Genomic DNA, 17290 nt, shown 5'->3' on the forward strand with positions numbered 1-17290 from the left:
TATAACCTGTTCTTAGATGAAATATGGATTACAGTTTTATTCTGACCTCGGAACAGATCTATGTTCGTTTCTCGGACTAGGAAATTCATTGCCCCGGTTCGCCAGGGTCAAAATAGTTTCTGGAAAGGGTAGTTTTGCCCTTCTACATGGGCTCATTTAAGTTCCTAAAACGAAACGTAAACCGAATTGCCAGGGCGTTTTTGCTATTATCAGTAGCAAGGATCCTTTGCCTAGCATTTGCAGGAGCGATCTTGGTTGGGTCCTTCATGATCTATGCTTCGGAAGAAGGTAGGATTTCCTACGCAGATTCATTCTATCTTTCCGCTTCCGCCATCTGTGTAACAGGTTTGACCACTGTTACGATCAGCGAGTTAGCATTCTCTACCCAAGTCATTATCATGTTCTTATTCCAGATCGGTGGATTGGGAATTATCACATTTACAGTTCTTGTTGGGATCTTAGTGGTCCGTGGACTTTCCAGAAGTACTCGTATTGCTGCATTTGTATTCGAAGCAATTGATTCCCACGAATCGACAGACGGAAAGAGTACGAATGCCCCTTACGTTCGAAGGATCTTATTATCTATTTTGAATATATCCGTTTCGATAGAGTTGGTCGGAGCATTTTTATTATATTGGGCAATGCCGGAAGATCTGAGCGGGTTGCCTGGAGATCCAAACCGACTTTTTTTAAGCTTATTCACTTCAGTTTCCGCATTCAATAACGCAGGATTTTCCATTGTAGATGATCTCTCATTCTTATCTAAAGAGCCACTTTCTCTTTTGGTGGTAGAAAGTTTGGTAGTAATGGGAGGTATCGGCTTCCCGGTAATCTTATTCTTCGAGAAAACATTGCTTGAAGCATTTAGGAATGTGATGCATAGGATAGAAGTAGTCATGGAAACTTACCTCATGTCCCGCGCATTAGAAGAAGGTAAAGAACCTTCTTGGATCTATCTTGTTTTGATCCGTATGTCCTTCTGGGCCGAGGAAAGGCTCGCTCTTTATAGAAAGGCATTAAAGGGAGAAGCTAACAGGATCCAAATGAAACTTCTACTTTATGGAACCTTAATATTGGTCCATGTGGGTGGGATCGGAGTATTATTATCGGAATGGGATAATCCTGAGACTATCGGGAAATTCGACTTCGTAGACAAACTATTCAACTCCTTCTTCCTTTCAGTATCTTCTAGAACGGCCGGATTTAATACATTCGATCTTTCTGAAATGAGAAGCCCAACCTATGTTCTACTTTGTTCTTTGATGTTTGTAGGAGGTGGTCCTCAAGGAGCCGCAGGCGGTATCAAGATCACAACTTTTGTAATTCTATTAATGTATTTACGAAATGTGATCAGTCCTCAGGCGAGAGTGACCATCATGGGAGAAGAAGTTTCTAAAAATTCGATCGCAATCTCTACTCGGATCTATTTTTTAGCAACGATATCTATCGTATTCTTTATGTTGGTGATCACGATCGCGAACGGACATAGACATGGAATAGAAGAGATCTTTTTCGAAGTCATGTCTGCATTCGGAACCGTTGGGTTAACGAAAGGATTAACTCCTTATATCACCGGAGTCGAAAAGTTTTTATATCCTTGTATTATGTATGTGGGAAGAGTAGGAGTATTCACTCTTCTAATCGCATTTACGGGTCATTCCGGCTTAGGGACCTTAGGAGCCCAAGACGACGGGGTCAAGATCCAAGTAGGCTAATATTTCCTTTTAAGAAAGTTGGTGAGCTTCTGCCAGCTTGAAATAATAGATATAACGATCCAGTTTTAGATCATGTACTACTGAAATGAGTTCGAAACCTATCGCCCCTAATGGATCGAAAGCATCTTGTGTCAAAGGGTCTTTACTTTCTACGATCTTGTATGTGATTTTCCTGTGCATAATGGAAATTTGATAAGCTAACAATGAGTAATCGTAAAGCTTAAAATTAAAATATGAAGATATCGATTTTAGTCCTTTCTGACTAGTTTTTTATCTTTGTCTCTTGTGGAACTGTTTGCCCGAAACCTGAGAAATCTCCTCCCATTTTAGGGTCAAAATTCCCTTGCAAGCCTTCTATTTCAGATCAATCTGGCCCCTAAAGCGAACTGACCTGGAGAGAGAATGTTATTTTCCTATATAAAACTTTTAAGACCCCACCAATGGATTAAAAATATCATCCTATTTGCTGGGATCATATTTGGGAAAAAATTAGGAGACCTGGAATCGGTAGAAAGAGCGATTTACGCGTTTTTTCTATTTTCACTTACCGCAAGCTGCCAATACGTTCTAAATGATTTTCTGGATAGAAAAGAAGATGCACTTCATCCTGAAAAAAAACATAGGCCTCTCGCTTCCGGAGCGATTTCTCCTACTATAGCACTTCTACTGACAGCAATTTTACTTTCTATCACTCTAGTTTCCTCCTTCAAACTGCAGGCTGATTTCTTCTACTGGGTTGTCGGTTATCTGATCTTTAATATAGTTTATAGCCGTTTCTTGAAACATATGGTCATCCTAGATGTGATGAGTATTTCTTTCGGATTTGTGGTGAGAGCAATCGCCGGTTCCGTGGTAGTCGGAGTGAGCTTCTCTTCTTGGCTTCTTCTTTGCACATTCATGTTGGCCCTATACTGGGGTTTCGGAAAAAGAAGAGGTGAGCTTATTATTTTGGAAGACGGAGCTAAAGGTCACAGAAAGATCCTGGAAGAATATTCCGTTAACTTCCTGGACTTGATGATGGGGATCGTTGCTACAATGACCTTGGTTACCTACGTTATGTATGTTACCAGTCCTCATACGATCGAAAATTTAGGCACAGATAAAATGGTGTATACGATCCCGATCGTAGTCTATGCGATCTTTAGATCTTTGTACATTATCTATATCAAGAACATGGGCCATAATCCTACTAAGGCGATTTTGACTGACTGGGGTGTCCTTGTGGCGGGATTTTTATGGCTTTTACTCGTTGTTTGGATAATGTATTCAGGTTCCGGACAAAGTCTTCCTTTTCAGTTATAGTTTAGGTCTAACTAAGGCATGAACAAAAATGTAAAAGCAGGATTTCAGTACGGAGGAGCACTCGCACTTCTACTTTCTGCGACTTTTTTTCTAGCCTGGTTTAGAGCCTTGGATACAGAACCTGTAGTAAGTCTTGATGGAAAAGAATTCAGGACTCCTATAGGTGAAAAAGCGAATATAAAAGGTAAGACCACAGTAGTATATTTTTGGGCAACCTGGTGCGGGGTCTGTAATACGAATCTCCCTCTAGTCAAGTGGTATGCCTCCACACTCAAAGACCAAAATCATTTTGCATTCATAAGCGTAGAAGAAGGAGAAAATTCCTCTGCTCTCAAAGACTATCTGGAAAAACAAGCTGTGGACTTTCCCGTTATTGTAGGAAATCCGATGTTACTCAGAGATTGGGGGATCAGAGGCTATCCTAGTTTTTATATTTTGGATGGAGAAGGAAAGGTAAGATTCGCAGAATCCGGAATTATGAGCCCTTTGGGCATGTTCCTAAGGCTAATCTGGGCAAGAATTTTCTGGTCCTGATCGTCCTAAAACTTATCGCTCTTTCTCTTTGCCTTTGAATTTCAACCCTCCAATTTCCGATAATCAATCCGATGGACTCGTATAAACCGAAACCACTTCTTAACAAAACGGAACTGAAACAGATAAAACGTTCCAGGACTCGGGTTCATGGCCAAAAAGTAATTACAGACGACGTCAAAAAGTTAAAATCACTTAGCGTCACTCCTGATCTACCTGAAGAAGAATTAGTAAATTATTATAAAGAACCGATCTGGATAGAATATTATATTCCAAGAGAATCCAGATTTGCCTACGAGATCAAATATCTTTACGTATATCTTGTAAATTCGGAAGCAAGACCTGCTCCAATGGATTCTATCTTAAGAGAAGCTGTGGCAAAGGATCAATTTGTAGATCTTGTAGATATAGCAAGGCTTCATCCTGAAAAAGAAAAACTGATCCGAACTTCTTATACGAATTCTTGGCCGTTCTTCGAATCCATTTCTAACGGATTTAAACAATACCAGCAAACCAAGGATCCGTATTATTTAAGAGTTCCTCTTTATCACACCGAAAATCTAATGAAAAGAGAACCTTCTCTTTCTACGCTGGAGTTTACTGGGAACTTCTTTATTCATAATCTGAATTGGTTGATCCGTAGAATGAATAGAGGTGGAAAAGAATTCTCTTTGGAAGATGAGACAATCTCTGTTCTGATCAAAAGAAGGAACGAATACTGGGAGAAAAAAAATCTACCGGCGGACGAGGACTTCGATCTATTTGCAGCACTATTTTACGAGCAGGCATTCCCTAATAGAGGTCTGGAAGAAATAGAAGCGGCAGAACTTCTGGACGAAGATTAATTCACTCAAATCCATACCAAAAAAAAAGAATGCGATTTTCACAGCCCTTGTAAGTCTAAGAATTACAGGGGAAGGCATTGGAAACTAGTATCTCAATTTATTCGGACGTAGTTTGTCCTTGGTGTTATATAGGTAAAAAAAGATTAGAGAAGGCGATTGAATCTTGGGAATCTCATCATCCTGAAGATAAGATCGTCGTAGAATGGAAACCATTCCAATTAAATCCTGATCTTCCTGAGCAAGGAGAAGATAGAGAAGCACATATGGTCAGAAAATTCGGTTCTTTAGACCGAGTAAAAATGATGACCCAGAGAGTTTCCGATATAGCAAAAGAGGATGGATTAGAGTTTGCTAATATTCTGCAAGGCCACCAACCTAATACTTTTCTTCTTCATGCACTAATTCGTAAGGCAAGAAATTACGGAAAAGAAGGAGAACTTGCGGAAGTATTCTTCCAAAAGTTTTTCTCAGAAGGAAAAAATCTTTCCGATGACTCCATAATCCAAGAAAGCCTAACTCAAGTAGGAGTTCCAACATCGGAATTGGAAGAAGTCCGCAAAGACCCTTCTCTTCTTACTCAGATCGAAACGGAAGAAAATGAAGGCAAAATGTTGGGAGTAACCGGAGTGCCCTTTTATATTTTTAATGAAAAGTATGCGGTTTCAGGCGCACAACCGGTAGATCTGTTTTTGCAGGTGTTCGATAAATTGCAATCAGAGGCGAGCGCCTAAGCAGATATCTCAGTTCCCCTATTGGCTCCTTCTCCCAGCCATAAAAATAAACGGCGGATCCTGTATAAATAGGCAGCTTCCGCTCTTTCTAACATTCCATCTGGAACGTTTGGAAACTCATATTCTCTAATATTTCTGGGACTTCCGGACCAGTCTATTGCCTGGAAAAAAGAATCCTTAGGAGGGGAGGCAAGCGCCAGTCTGTCTCTTAAAAAAAGAAGAAGGTCCTTTGGTTCAAAAAAAGCCTTTGCGATATCCTTCAAGCCCGTAGCCAGATTTTGGTATACATTCTCCTTATTAAAATCTATCAGACAAAAGCTAAGAGGAAAATAAGGAGTTCCTAAAAGACCTTTCATCTTAGGAACAAGTTCTCTGATAGAAAAAGATTCGGAATCCAATACCAGAACTCCGGGCTTGGTTTCTTTTAACATATTAGGAAGTCCTAATATATCCTTGCACCAATGAGCATTTGATCCGCAAGCTCTAAGAAGGGATCTGTATTTTGAAAAAAGTTCGGAACTTTGGGTGAGAACCACCATCTCAGGATGTAGTGGTTTTGAAAACTTGAAGAAAGGAAATTCTTCCAATGCGAAAGAATTTAGATCATAGATCCGAGTCGCTCCGGCTCTTACAAAAGAATTCTTTTCTTCCGTGTCAAACCTTCCGATCAAACAAACTTCTCTGGACCAATCATGAGCGGAACGGATATCCTCAGGACTTGCATCCTTCTTCCAAACTAAAACTTCTTTAGTGGAGGAGGGGAATCCGGAACTTCTTACCCATTCTAGATGATCTATTCCTTTCCACTTTAACAAAGCGACTAGGAACTCTTGTTCATCCGAGCTGAGTCGGTGCAGAAGTAAGGCATCGGATAGTAAGTTCATCTCTTTGCAAAGGAAGGGTTTTTTCCTTGACCTTGGGGATTTTCGTCCGATCCTAGAATTGGTGCATTGCGGAAAACCCGCAACTAGAAAGGGGAATCGGAAAGAAAAACAAGTTTGCAGGCTTGTCCTGAAAGCGTTGATTACGAGCAAAACCAAGAATGAAAGTTCTGAAAAGATACGCAAACAGAAGGTTGTACGATCCCGAAACCAGCAAAACGATTACTCTAGAAGATGTCGCCGAGATGATCATCGCGGGCGAAGAGATCAAAGTGATCGATAATATGAGCGGTCAGGACATCACTCCTAAGATCCTAGGCCAGACCTTTCTTAAAGTAAGTTTGGGTCAAAGAAACGAAGAATTCTCCAATTACATGCTTTCTGCCCTGATCCGAGAAACGGGTAAAGATATCAGCGCATTATTCGGCCGTTTGGTCCTGGGAGGGATAGGTCTTGCCTATCTAACCAAGGAAAAAATGGACAGGATCCTACAGAGTATGGTGGCATTGGGCGAACTTCGGTTGGAAGAAGTAAAAAGTTACCGCGAAGACCTACTTACCCATTTAGCCCAAAGAGCCAGCGAAAATAGCGAACAGATCCAGGAAGACCTCAAAAAAGTGGGTCGAGAATTGGAAGAAGGCGGCGAAAAGGAATTGGCTGTCGAGGATCTATCGGAGAAAATTCGCAAGATTGCGGAAAGAGTCAAGGAAACCGAGTCCCTCTAAGGGATTTAAGGCTTCCTAAAGTTAAGATCGACCTTACTAAATCCGATAAACAACATAGGGGGAACCCATGTCGACCGTAAGAATCCTAATCCTCGGAATCATATTATCACTAACTTCTCAGATTTCTGCAAAAGAGCAGATCTATGAGAAGTTGGACCAATTGTTTTATGACCAAGTCAAAAAATTGGAAAGCGGGAACCTAGAAGAAAGGATCCAAGCTGCGGATTATTTAAAATTCGTAAGCAGTAAGTTGGCGGTCCGCCCTCTTCTTAAGGCGTTAAAAGGAAATCCGAACGTTCCTAAGTCGGAGGAAAATTCCCCTACCTTAAAATTCACGATTGCTCAAGCATTGGGAGCAATGGAATCCGATATCGCCGGACCTGGAATGTTGGAAGAATTTAAAAAGATCTCCGCAACCGTTCAGGAAGGAGATTATCCTTCTTTCAGCTCTCCCGAAGGTTATAATACGGTGATCGCAGCGGGAGAGATTCTCCGAAACGTAGGACTTCTTCCTTATACAAAAGAAAACCAAGAAGCGATCGTAAACGCTTTGAATCATCCGAATTTTTATGTAAGAGCTTCTGCAGCGGATGGGTTGAAAAATCTAAACCGGAAGGAAGCACTTTCTCAATTAAATTCAGCGATCGATAAGGAAAAAAATCCTTTTGCGAAAGTTGCGATCTTAAACGCGATCGTATACATCAATCGTATCGCAAACCAGAAGTTCTACGATATGTGTGCATTCTTAAAAGACGAATCTCCTTTAGTTCGTTATAGAGCATCCATCGCAGTGGGCGAAGTGGATCTAAAAGCTGGAGAATATTCTTTGAGAGAAGCGTTACTCGTCGAGCATGATAAAATGGTAAGAGAGCAGATCAAGAAGGACCTATCAAGTGTGACAGGATTCAAGATGCCTGCGAATCTTCCTCTTTTCTTGAAAGACTGATCCTTTCTTATATTGTTAAGAGTGAAAAAGCCTCCGAGTTCGGGGGCTTTTTTGTTTTAAGGAGGGGACTAAATTAAGAAATAATTGAATCGACAAAAATTAATATTAAAAGAAGAACTATTACGGTTCTATAAATGAGAAATATAGCAGTACATATGAATTCTAAAGGATCATTATTCTCCTGATGCAAATTTTGAAAAATTTCATATTGCTGATTTTCCTTTTTAGTCTTTCGTTCTCGGACTGCAAACTGAAGAAATCGAATTTTTGCGAAGCCAAATTTCAAAAAGAGATAATCTATGAGCAGGGCGATAAGAAATTATTAGCGTTAATATCAAATAATCCTGATGTCCCGCGCATTGTATTGGCAGAATCGATTTATGATCGATCTCCCTATGATTTGATATCGATCCGAGAGAGTTATTTTAACGAAGGTGTAATCGATTCCGATGGGAATATTATCGTAAAACCTGAATACTCGAGCGGGAATCTTTTTATATATGGAAGCATGATGCCCGTATTCTGGCTTCATGATTTCCAAACATCTAAAGTTTACCTTTCAAGAACGTTATTACGTACATTCCCCGGAAAAGTCAGAGTTATTAGTGTTATTGATAAGGAACAACTAATCATTATCGAACAAGAGGATCAATTTGCAGTCTTTGATTTTGCTGGAAAAGATCTGATATTCTTGCGCCGCGGCCATTATTCCGGATACGAACAGGGAATGTTCTTAATCAAGGTCGGTGAAAAGTATCAATTTTTGGATCGTAATGGAAAAGTACTTGGAAACAAAACTTTTGAGGATGCTAAGGAATTTTCTGAGTCGCTAGCACCTGTGAAATTAAAAAATAAATGGGGATTTTTCAATAATAATGGGACCTGGACAATCCAAACGACCTTTGATGAAGCTAAACAGTTTCAAAACGATTTAGCAGCTGTTAAAGTTGCCGACCAATGGGGATACATAGATCGAAACGGCAAATTTATAGTAGAACCGCAATTCAAAGATGCTTATGAATTTACCAAAGGTGGTATAGCAAAGGTATTATTATCGAAAGGTTGCCAGATCCTTAGCAAGGAAGGCGCTTTAGGTCCTAAAGGGGATTATTGCAATATTAAAGGAAGTCAATTAATTTCCATCTCTTCAGAGGATTCTGAACATTATGTTCTATTTGATCAACGCAACGGGTTTGTCGAGTTAGGTGAAGTCGGAGAATCGTTTCCGAATTATTTTTCATTCCGCCAAAACGGAAAGATCGGATTAGTTTCACCGGATACAGGTTTTGTTATTTCTCCTGAATACGATTCTGTTCGTTACAATCAGACAGATGAATTGTATATTTTGGAGAGAAGTGGCCTTACAGACATTCTTAATTCGAACGGCTCTTGGTTTTTACGAGGTACGAAAGAAAGTATCTTCGGATGTAAAGAGAATATTTGTATCACCGTCGACCGGAAAACTGGACGTAAGGGATATATTGAATCAAACCTAAAGAAAATAACCGAAAATATATTTACCTATGCAGATAGTTTTTCTGACGGATTAGCGAAAGTTTTTCGAGATGGCAATTGGGAATACATCGATACTACTGGAAAAACTGTTTTTAAAGGAGCTTATAAAAATTCTGGGAATTTCTTTCAAGGTCTTGCTTGGTTCGAACAGAACGGTAAGTTCGGATATTTGAATCGTAATGGGAAGATGCAAATTCCGGTTGAATTCGATACTGCGGAAAATTTTTTCGACTCGTTTGCAATTGCTAAAAAAGATGGCCGATTCGGATTGATTAACACAAAAGGTGAATTTGTAATTTCTCCGATGTTTGAAGCGATCGAACGGATTGAACCTAAGCGATATCGAGTTCAATTTGAGAAACGATATGGAATTTTGAATTTGGAGAAGTGCGGATTATGAAATTTAACATCCGATCTATTCGAGATATTTTTCGGATAATTTCTTTATTATTTTTAGTGGTTGGTTTTGGTTTTTTTTGCAAGAAAGAGGCGCCAACTAATGGAGTTGAACAGAAGTTTTTTCTTAAAGATGCAGACGGCGTTTATCTGTTAAAATACGATTCTACCTTGTTCGAGTCAGATAAAGAAGATAGAATACGAGCGGCTAGTTATATTAAGCCTGAGAATTTTGAAATTACGCAGGGAGAAATTTCCGCCTGTGTTCGTTTGGATTCGAATTCGAAAACAATTAAGTTCTACTTACCATTAACGGACCAATCTTACGATTTCCAAATTGCGAATGATTCCAATTTTTCGATCGAAAACGATTTACAGTCCTTGAAAGTCAATATGGTAACTCCTACCGGAGAAATTCCGTTAACTTTTAAGTCAGATGGCTCATTGAATTTGCTTTGGGCTAATAAAGGGGGTCGCATTGTTAGTCTTTTAGGTCGCCCTATAAAAGTGGAAACTGACTGTAAAGGACCAATGACCATCCTAAACTCGGAATGTCGAAAGCCGGACGATGGGATATTGCGTTACCAAGCTAATAATAAAGAAGGTGTCGATCTTAGAGAAAAACCGGATGCTAATTCGGAAATTTTAGAACATCTGTCTAATGGTTCTGAATTAGAAATAGTAACCAAGGATTTTTCTGAATGGATGATTCCAGATGCTTGGATTCAAGTGCAGACAAAGTTTAGAAAATATGGGTATGTTCAACGTAAAGAGCTTAAAAAAAGACATTACGAATGCTATACGGCGAACACAAAATTAAACGAAATATTCGACTTTTTGAGTAGTTATTCTTCCTTTAGAATTTTGCCTAATTATAAAGCTAGAATCAGCCAATATCGAAATTCGAAGAATGAATTAGAATGGGGCTGCGGTATTGAACCATCGGAAGCAGAATATTATGGTTGTGAATTCGATACTATTAAGTTTGCAAAGGAAAAGGTTGTCTTTTCATACTTTTTTTGGGACTATTACATCGCTCAAGATGAAAATCGAAAGAATAAATTCACATGTGAAATTTCCCGAGAAGAATTGTCAGATCTTACCCCGTGGAATTCGGAACTCAATGTAGTTAATTGTCAATCGGGTGGAAGTTTTGCTCGTTGAAAAACGAGCAAAGGGATAAGATTTTCTTAAAATCAAAAACCCTGGGAGATACTGGGATCGAACCAGTGACCTCTACCATGTCAAGGTAGCGCTCTAACCAGCTGAGCTAATCCCCCGGTAATCGTCAGTATTTAGGCTGAAAGCTCAGCGTAAAGCCTTTGTTATTTCTAAAGCCTCGAGGAAGAAGTTTCTATCTTCTCTAATAGAAAGCTCTTCTGCGCATTTTCTGAAAAAGAAGAAGGTCCATTTTTGCGGGAATTCTACTTTTCGATCACCAATTTTTCACAAAACGAATGTTATAAAAAGGTCTTTCTGGAAGAAATTTCCTTCTTTTTCTGGCCGATTTCGAAATCGGCAAGGGTTTTCCGGGATCGGCGGGCAGACTCGTTTGGAAAGGTTTATAGTAAGCCTCACGAAACCCGAAAAAAACAGGGGAGATAGAAATGTCAGTGAAGGCAGAAAAAAAAGAACGGAATATTAAGCCGATCAACGGCGATTCTCCAAGCGTTCGTAAGATGGACTTTGAAGGGTTGGACCAATTATCAGATTATTACGTGGCGGGAAATTCTTTCCTGACCCATACGGTTAACGCATACCATGTGATCTTTCCAGAAGGAGAAAGATTCTTTATTAAAAGTGTAAAAGCTTTCGCGGATCAAGTAAAGGATCCTGCATTACAAAATAATATTAAAGGTTTTATCGGTCAGGAAGTTCAACACGGGAAAGAGCATGAAAAAGCTCTGGAGATGTTGGTAAAACAAGGACGCCCGGTTTCTAAGATCCTGAATTTTTATAATAAGACTGCTTACGGATTCTTCTGGCCGGTTTTAGAATTTATCTTTGGTAAGAAGTTGAAACTTGCAGTGACTGCAGGCTTGGAACATTATACCGCTTCCTTGGGAGAAGTTACTCTTAGATTCGGACTTCATGAACAAGCGGAAGGTGAGATGAGAAATCTACTTCTTTGGCACGCATGCGAAGAGATAGAGCATAAATCAGTTGCTTATGATGTTCTTCAAACAGTTTCTAAAAGTTATATTTTAAGGACTTTCGGGTTTATCGTAGCTTCCATCATGTTCTGGGGATACGCATTCACTCTTCAGCATATGTTTATCTTTGCAGATCCTAAGATTGGATTCAAAAGATATTTCTCCGACCTTATCTCTGCAGGTTCTTACGCAAGATTGATCGTTATAGAAGTCGGAAAATTAGCTTTCTTATATTTCAAGCCGGGGTTTCACCCGAACCAAACCGGCGGTTATGATCTCGCAAACGCTGCATTAGCAACTATCTAAGGAGAATACAATGAGTGCTCAAACCAAGAATAAAAATCTAAAATCAATAGATGCGAATTCTCCTACAGTTCGTAAGATGAATTTTGAAGGTCTGGAAAATTTGCCGGATCATTATATCGCAAATAATTCATTCATGACCCACACTGTGAATGCGTATCATATCCTATTTCCGGAAGGAGAAAGATTTTTTATCAAGAGTGTAAAAGCTTTTGCAGACCAAGTGAAAGATCCAGGTCTTTCTTCTAGAGTGAAATCTTTTATCGGACAAGAAGTCCAACACGGAAAAGAACACGAAAAGATCCTAGAGATCTTGAAAGGCCAAGGAAGACCGATCACTCTTATGGAGAAGGTTTATAAATGGACTGCTTTTAGCTTCTTCTTACCTGTATTCGAATTTTTCTTCGGTAAAAAACTGAAACTTGCGGTGACTGCGGGTTTAGAACATTATACAGCTAGTATGGCTGAAATTTCTATCCGCCATAATTTCCATGATGATGCGTATGGTGAAATGAGAAGTCTACTTCTTTGGCATGCTTGCGAAGAGATAGAACATAAATCAGTTGCATATGACGTTCTTCAAACAGTTTCTAAAAGTCATTTCCTGAGAATTATGGGATTCATCGTGGCATCCTTTATGTTTTGGGGATACGCTTTAAGCCTACAACATTGGTTCTTACTCACTGATAAGAAAGTGGGATTCCGTAAATATTTTCAAGATATGAAGTCAGCACGTAAGATAGGAAGGATCTTATATCCTCAACTTTTCAGTGCGGCACTTCTATATTTCAAAAAAGATTTTCATCCGGACCAAACCGGTGGATACGAGCTTGCGAATGCGGCTCTGATAACTATCTAGCACCCATCCAATCACTTTGCTCCCCGCTTCCCGTGCTCCGAAAGGAGTCGGGAGGCGGTTTTTTTCTTCAGCCTTCTAACCAACTTTTTAGGAATGTCTGGTGTTTTACCGGATGGAACTCAGTGAATTTATAATTTGCGTAACCTAATTTCGCAAAAGGATCCCCTTTCATTAACTCACTGATCTTTTCTAAGGAGATAGATTTTGCGATGATCATTCCGCCGTTTCTCGGCTCTTTTGGCCCGGACAAAAGAAGGGTCCCAACATCATACAAGGTTTGTAAGAACTCTCTATGAGCCGGGACCGCTTGGTCTAATTTTTCGAGGGGTACTAAATATTCTAATTCGATCAGGAAAAATTTCATTCTGGAAATCAGACTTGCTGGCTTCCCTTAAAAATCAATTCCCAATCGTTTAAAAATGAAATTTTTAAGTAGCTGCTTCTAATTCAGGCTCCGATTCATCTTCATCGTTAAAAGCTTCCGAATAGGTCATCCATCTTTTAGTATCCGGATCAATGAGTTTACATTTAGAAGTGGACTCAATATAATCTTTCCAAACCGATTTTCTTTCTACCACATACGCACCGTAGTGTACTTTGATCTCTTCCAAAGCTTGGCCCAATTTATAGAAAGGGATTTTCATATGAACATGATGAGGGGAATGAATGAAAATATTATGCATGAAGAAGTTCAGAAGTTTAGGTACATGATAATTTACGGTCCCTCTCATTTGTCCGTAAAAAGGAGTCCAGTCGTCCGAGTCTTTCCAAGGAACTTCCGGACGAATATGATGCACATATACGGTAACTCCGATGAAATAATTCCAAGAAATAAAAGGTAGAAGCCAAACTTTTAGGAAAAACCAAGTTCCGAGTCCTAGATCAAATCCGGTTGGGGTATTTCCTCCGAAATAAAAAACTGCACCCGCAGAACCGAATGCAAAAGTAAGCATAAGTAATTTATCCCTAAGAGCTTCTTTCATAGGAGCCGTGAAAAGAACCATTCCTTTCAACCAAATCTCTACTAAATAATAGATCCCTCCTCCGAATGCGGACCAGGAAAGTCTATGAAATGCCTTTCTGAATATTCCAAAATTTTTATATTTTTCCGGAGTCACAGGATGCCAAACGAAATCGCCATTTATTTTGATCGTATGACCATGGTGGACTCTATTATGTCCGTAACCCCACTGATTATAAGCGTGAAGTGAAGGAAGCATTGCGATCTGTCCGATCCAATAAGCGAGTCTTTCACTTTTGAATAGAGCTCCATGGCAGGCATCGTGGCCGATAATAAAAAGGGAAGCGATGCTTAAACCGGCAAATACCCAAAGAAAAGGAAGGTAATACCAAGTTTCAACATTCCAAAGTAAAAACATTGTAACCGAGAAGAAGAATAGGTCCCGGATAAAATATGCGATCCCTAAGTAAGCGGGATTATCGAAGCTGCTATCAGAGATAATTTCTCTTACGCTTCCAAGAGTTTCTTTCAGTTCTGTATTCTTTTTCATCTTTTATCCTATGTTTCCTTGAATAGGAGGTTTTGTTTCCGGATTGTTAGATGAGAGCGTAGGGTTCGGACTTTGTTGCAGAAAAAAATCGGGATTTAAAATAATTCTTCGATTCAGGATTTTAAGATCGGGATATCTCTTTTAAAATAAGAGAAAAATAAGTCTTCCGCGGTTTCTCTACCCGAACCTGTCCTTTTGCCTAAGATAATGAGACAATCCTTGGCTCTGGAAAGTGCAACATATAGAACTCTATGCTCTTCTTCCCTGATTTGTTCCGGAGAATCTTTCCTAAGATTCCAGCCATCTGCTAAGTCCACGATCACAGTATGAAATTCTAATCCTTTTGCAGAATGGATTGTAAGCAATAGTTCAGGTGGAACTCCCACACGCAAATATTCCCGTATTCTGTGATTAGAGCGGCATAATATTTTTAATTCTCCTCCACTTCGTTTATACAATTCTCCCAAATAATTGAATAATTCGGGGATCTTATCTATTTTAATCCGAGAAACCAGCGCTTTCCCTTTACGATATGCAATTACCTTCTTCTCTATTTTGTTCTTATTTTTAGAGATTGGAATGGAAGAAGTGTCCACTATCTTTGGGAGAGATCTATAATTCGTGTTTAGGAATTTTCTGGTGCAAGGTTGGAACATTTCAGGAAAATTCAAAAAAATTGTTATGTCAGATTTTCGAAATGAATATATGCCTTGGCTATCATCTCCAACAACCAATATCTTTGATTGTTCTGAGAGGAGTTTCAAAAATCTAAGTTGTTCCGGATCCGTGTCTTGGAATTCATCTACTAAGATCCTTTTTAAACTTCTCTTTGGAATTTCAGTCCAGGCTTCCCCATTTTCTAAAGAATCTAAAAACATCGTAACCAAATCATCCAGATCCAGTTTTCCTTCTTTTCGTTTGAAGTTTTTATAATCTTCTAATAAAGGGCTTTTCCAAGTCTGTGGAAAATCGGAAGGTAATGTGGAGCCCCCGATCAAAAGTTCGTAGGGAATTCCTCCGATAATATCCGATTCCTTACGGAACCATTCTCTGAAAAATAAATTCTTTTCGGAAGAAGTCAGGATAGAAGGTCTTCTATTTCTAAAATCAGGATGCCAGGTGATCAATGCTCTCAAACAGAACGCATGGAATGTGTGAACTCTTACTGAATCTATATTAGTTTTCTTTTTAATTCTTTCTTTGATCTCGCCTGCAGCTTTCCGAGTAAAACTGAGGATCAGTATTTCTTCTCCGCTTGTACCTTGAGAAAGTTCGTTTTGTACTACCCCGACTAAGGTGCTTGTCTTTCCGGAACCGGCTGCGGCGATTACTTGTAAAAATCTGGAACGATCTTGTATGATCTCTTGTTGTGCTTCGCTGAATTGGGAAAGGTTCATGCAGAACCGTTTCCCAAATTTTATTCAACGTGCGCAATTTTTGGAAGAAAAGGTCCTTCTTCTTTATTTATCTCCTGCTTGAGGAAGATCTAGAGCTTTAGGACCGTCCGAAGGAGTGTTTATGATCATAGGAAGGGAATCCTTTCCAGTAGGCACAAACAGGAGTTTTGTATTAGGATTTTCGAAAGCTTTTAGTTGCAGATATTGTTTTGTCAACTGGGCCGCGATCATCTTCTGAGCCTTAGCTCTTGCTTGGGCTTCGATCACAGTTGCTTGTGCGGTTCCTTCCGCTTCTATTACTGTTGATTTTGCTTTAGCTTCCGCATGGATCACTGTGATTTCTGCGTCCTTCTTCGCTATATTGATCTCGAATTTCATTTGTTCCTGTTCTTGCTCTTTAGTAAGTTTACCTTCTATCGCAGTCAAGATTGGACGGCTGTATTCTATATCGTCTATGATCACATCATCTATTTCTACATGTTTTCCTCTTAACTTTTCTCCTAAAGCTTGGCGAATATCCTGCGAGACCTTAGGAGTTTCCTTAGAAATTTTGATCATACTATAAGCGGATAACGCGTTACGAACAGATGTCCTGAATTGAGGACGTACCACTTTTTCGTAATAATCCGGACCTATCTCTATCTGAAGATTATAGATTTCTCCTGGAACAGGCCTCAGAATGACTGCTGCCACAACGTTGATGGTTAAATCATCTCTAGTAAGAACATCCACTTTTTCTTTATAAGAGGTCCACTGGGTTTGGTACAATACTACGTCGTTCCACGGAGCGTAGAAATAAATTGCATTCGTCAATAGATCCTTTTGGAGCCCACTCGTTAAAGGATGATATCTGAGTCCTGCCTCTCCGGGACGAATATTCGTATAACAACCCGTTCCCGCGAGCAAGCTCAGGGAAATAAGGGCAAACAAACTCAAACTTTTTCTTAATAATTGAAACCTGGTCATATAAATCTCCGTAGGACCTGTCAATAGTTGGACCGCGTTCGGATTCGGAACGTTTCCTGATCATCCGAAATAGGAATAGGCGACAATGAAAAACGAATGTACGAAACTATTCTTTTGATTTGAATTGGTCTAACGGATGAAAGGCATGGAAGAAGATCTCCAAAACTTGCCTAAAATCAGGACCAGATTCAGAGGGACTGTGGAATCTATATCAATAGATCCTAATCCGGAAAAAGCAAGGATCTTGATCAAAGACATAAAACTGCTGGTTTCCGGTAGAAAGGTCATTTACGCTCAGGACTTTTATTATTCTTATCGTTTCAGAAAACAAAATCTGAAACAGGGTGATCCGGTTGAATTTGATGCCAGGATCAGACCCGACAAAAGAGGAGTTTCCTCCGGTAAAATCCGTTTAAATTATCCTACAAAAATTTATAAACAAGGCCCGGACCAAGCAGGTCTATTTCCGGAAGTACGTTCTAACATTTGACTTCCCCGAAGGACCCTTGAATCT

At 39.5% G+C, this 17290-nt stretch carries 18 protein-coding genes and 1 tRNA gene; 12 read left to right on the forward strand and 7 right to left on the reverse strand.

What is annotated here, in order from left to right:
- Positions 1-146: 146 nt before the first annotated feature.
- Positions 147-1715 carry a TrkH family potassium uptake protein gene (locus EHO65_RS09265; RefSeq protein ID WP_135773823.1) on the forward strand — a complete coding sequence of 523 codons (1569 nt, stop codon included), beginning with the start codon at positions 147-149 and terminating at the stop codon, positions 1713-1715.
- 9 nt (positions 1716-1724) lie between these two features.
- Here EHO65_RS09265 and EHO65_RS19905 read toward each other — a convergent pair whose 3' ends face one another.
- Positions 1725-1895 carry a hypothetical protein gene (locus tag EHO65_RS19905; RefSeq protein ID WP_167482018.1) on the reverse strand — a complete coding sequence of 57 codons (171 nt, stop codon included), beginning with the start codon at positions 1893-1895 and terminating at the stop codon, positions 1725-1727.
- A 222-nt stretch (positions 1896-2117) separates the two neighbouring features.
- Here EHO65_RS19905 and EHO65_RS09270 point away from each other — a divergent pair, with 222 nt between their 5' ends.
- The 4 genes from EHO65_RS09270 to EHO65_RS09285 all read left to right on the forward strand — a co-directional run bounded on the left by EHO65_RS09270 (position 2118) and on the right by EHO65_RS09285 (position 5124).
- Positions 2118-3017, forward strand: coding sequence for a decaprenyl-phosphate phosphoribosyltransferase (locus tag EHO65_RS09270; RefSeq protein WP_135773824.1), 900 nt, complete (start codon positions 2118-2120; stop codon positions 3015-3017).
- A gap of 18 nt (positions 3018-3035) precedes the next feature.
- A complete protein-coding gene (locus tag EHO65_RS09275; RefSeq protein WP_100705715.1) occupies positions 3036-3551 on the forward strand; it encodes a TlpA family protein disulfide reductase in 516 nt (171 codons plus the stop codon).
- A 71-nt stretch (positions 3552-3622) separates the two neighbouring features.
- The gene (locus EHO65_RS09280) at positions 3623-4393 is read left to right on the forward strand and encodes a hypothetical protein (protein WP_135773825.1); all 771 of its coding nucleotides are present in this window, start codon (positions 3623-3625) and stop codon (positions 4391-4393) included.
- 77 nt (positions 4394-4470) lie between these two features.
- Entirely contained in the window at positions 4471-5124 is a 654-nt protein-coding gene (locus EHO65_RS09285) for a DsbA family oxidoreductase (protein ID WP_135773826.1), read from the forward strand.
- On the opposite strand, the gene EHO65_RS09290 is transcribed toward EHO65_RS09285, so the two are convergent.
- Entirely contained in the window at positions 5121-6008 is an 888-nt protein-coding gene (locus tag EHO65_RS09290) for a hypothetical protein (protein WP_135773827.1), read from the reverse strand. The genes EHO65_RS09285 and EHO65_RS09290 overlap by 4 nt on opposite strands.
- A gap of 158 nt (positions 6009-6166) precedes the next feature.
- Between EHO65_RS09290 and EHO65_RS09295 the strand changes: the two genes are divergently transcribed.
- From EHO65_RS09295 to EHO65_RS09310, 4 genes are all read left to right on the forward strand, one after another.
- Positions 6167-6730 (forward strand): polyhydroxyalkanoate synthesis regulator DNA-binding domain-containing protein, encoded by a 564-nt coding sequence (locus EHO65_RS09295; RefSeq protein ID WP_086448044.1) that lies wholly within the window; start codon positions 6167-6169, stop codon positions 6728-6730.
- A 67-nt stretch (positions 6731-6797) separates the two neighbouring features.
- Positions 6798-7676, forward strand: a complete 879-nt coding sequence (locus tag EHO65_RS09300; RefSeq protein ID WP_135773828.1) for a HEAT repeat domain-containing protein — start codon at positions 6798-6800, stop codon at positions 7674-7676.
- 364 nt (positions 7677-8040) lie between these two features.
- Positions 8041-9591: a WG repeat-containing protein gene (locus EHO65_RS09305; protein ID WP_167482019.1), complete on the forward strand. Its 1551-nt coding sequence runs from the start codon at positions 8041-8043 to the stop codon at positions 9589-9591.
- Positions 9588-10751, forward strand: coding sequence for an SH3 domain-containing protein (locus tag EHO65_RS09310; RefSeq protein ID WP_135773830.1), 1164 nt, complete (start codon positions 9588-9590; stop codon positions 10749-10751). Before EHO65_RS09305 ends, EHO65_RS09310 begins: the two co-directional genes overlap by 4 nt.
- A gap of 42 nt (positions 10752-10793) precedes the next feature.
- Here EHO65_RS09310 and EHO65_RS09315 read toward each other — a convergent pair.
- Positions 10794-10867: transfer RNA gene (locus EHO65_RS09315), tRNA-Val, on the reverse strand.
- Positions 10868-11194: 327 nt separating this feature from the next.
- Here EHO65_RS09315 and EHO65_RS09320 point away from each other — a divergent pair.
- Both EHO65_RS09320 and EHO65_RS09325 read left to right on the forward strand, forming a co-directional pair.
- The gene (locus EHO65_RS09320; RefSeq protein WP_135773831.1) at positions 11195-12046 is read left to right on the forward strand and encodes a metal-dependent hydrolase; all 852 of its coding nucleotides are present in this window, start codon (positions 11195-11197) and stop codon (positions 12044-12046) included.
- Between the two features lie 10 nt (positions 12047-12056).
- Positions 12057-12902 carry a metal-dependent hydrolase gene (locus EHO65_RS09325; RefSeq protein WP_135773832.1) on the forward strand — a complete coding sequence of 282 codons (846 nt, stop codon included), beginning with the start codon at positions 12057-12059 and terminating at the stop codon, positions 12900-12902.
- A gap of 67 nt (positions 12903-12969) precedes the next feature.
- On the opposite strand, the gene EHO65_RS09330 is transcribed toward EHO65_RS09325, so the two are convergent.
- From EHO65_RS09330 to EHO65_RS09345, 4 genes are all read right to left on the reverse strand, one after another.
- A complete protein-coding gene (locus EHO65_RS09330) occupies positions 12970-13266 on the reverse strand; it encodes a YciI family protein (protein WP_135773833.1) in 297 nt (98 codons plus the stop codon).
- A 64-nt stretch (positions 13267-13330) separates the two neighbouring features.
- Entirely contained in the window at positions 13331-14413 is a 1083-nt protein-coding gene (locus EHO65_RS09335) for a fatty acid desaturase (protein ID WP_135773834.1), read from the reverse strand.
- Positions 14414-14526: 113 nt separating this feature from the next.
- Positions 14527-15810 (reverse strand): UvrD-helicase domain-containing protein, encoded by a 1284-nt coding sequence (locus tag EHO65_RS09340; RefSeq protein ID WP_135773835.1) that lies wholly within the window; start codon positions 15808-15810, stop codon positions 14527-14529.
- Between the two features lie 63 nt (positions 15811-15873).
- A complete protein-coding gene (locus EHO65_RS09345; protein WP_135773836.1) occupies positions 15874-16776 on the reverse strand; it encodes a prohibitin family protein in 903 nt (300 codons plus the stop codon).
- A gap of 145 nt (positions 16777-16921) precedes the next feature.
- Between EHO65_RS09345 and EHO65_RS09350 the strand changes: the two genes are divergently transcribed.
- On the forward strand, positions 16922-17266 hold the full coding sequence (locus tag EHO65_RS09350; RefSeq protein WP_135773837.1) for a hypothetical protein: 345 nt from the start codon (positions 16922-16924) through the stop codon (positions 17264-17266).
- Positions 17267-17290: the final 24 nt, after the last annotated feature.

The organism is Leptospira andrefontaineae, assembly GCF_004770105.1.
Classification (GTDB): domain Bacteria; phylum Spirochaetota; class Leptospiria; order Leptospirales; family Leptospiraceae; genus Leptospira_B; species Leptospira_B andrefontaineae.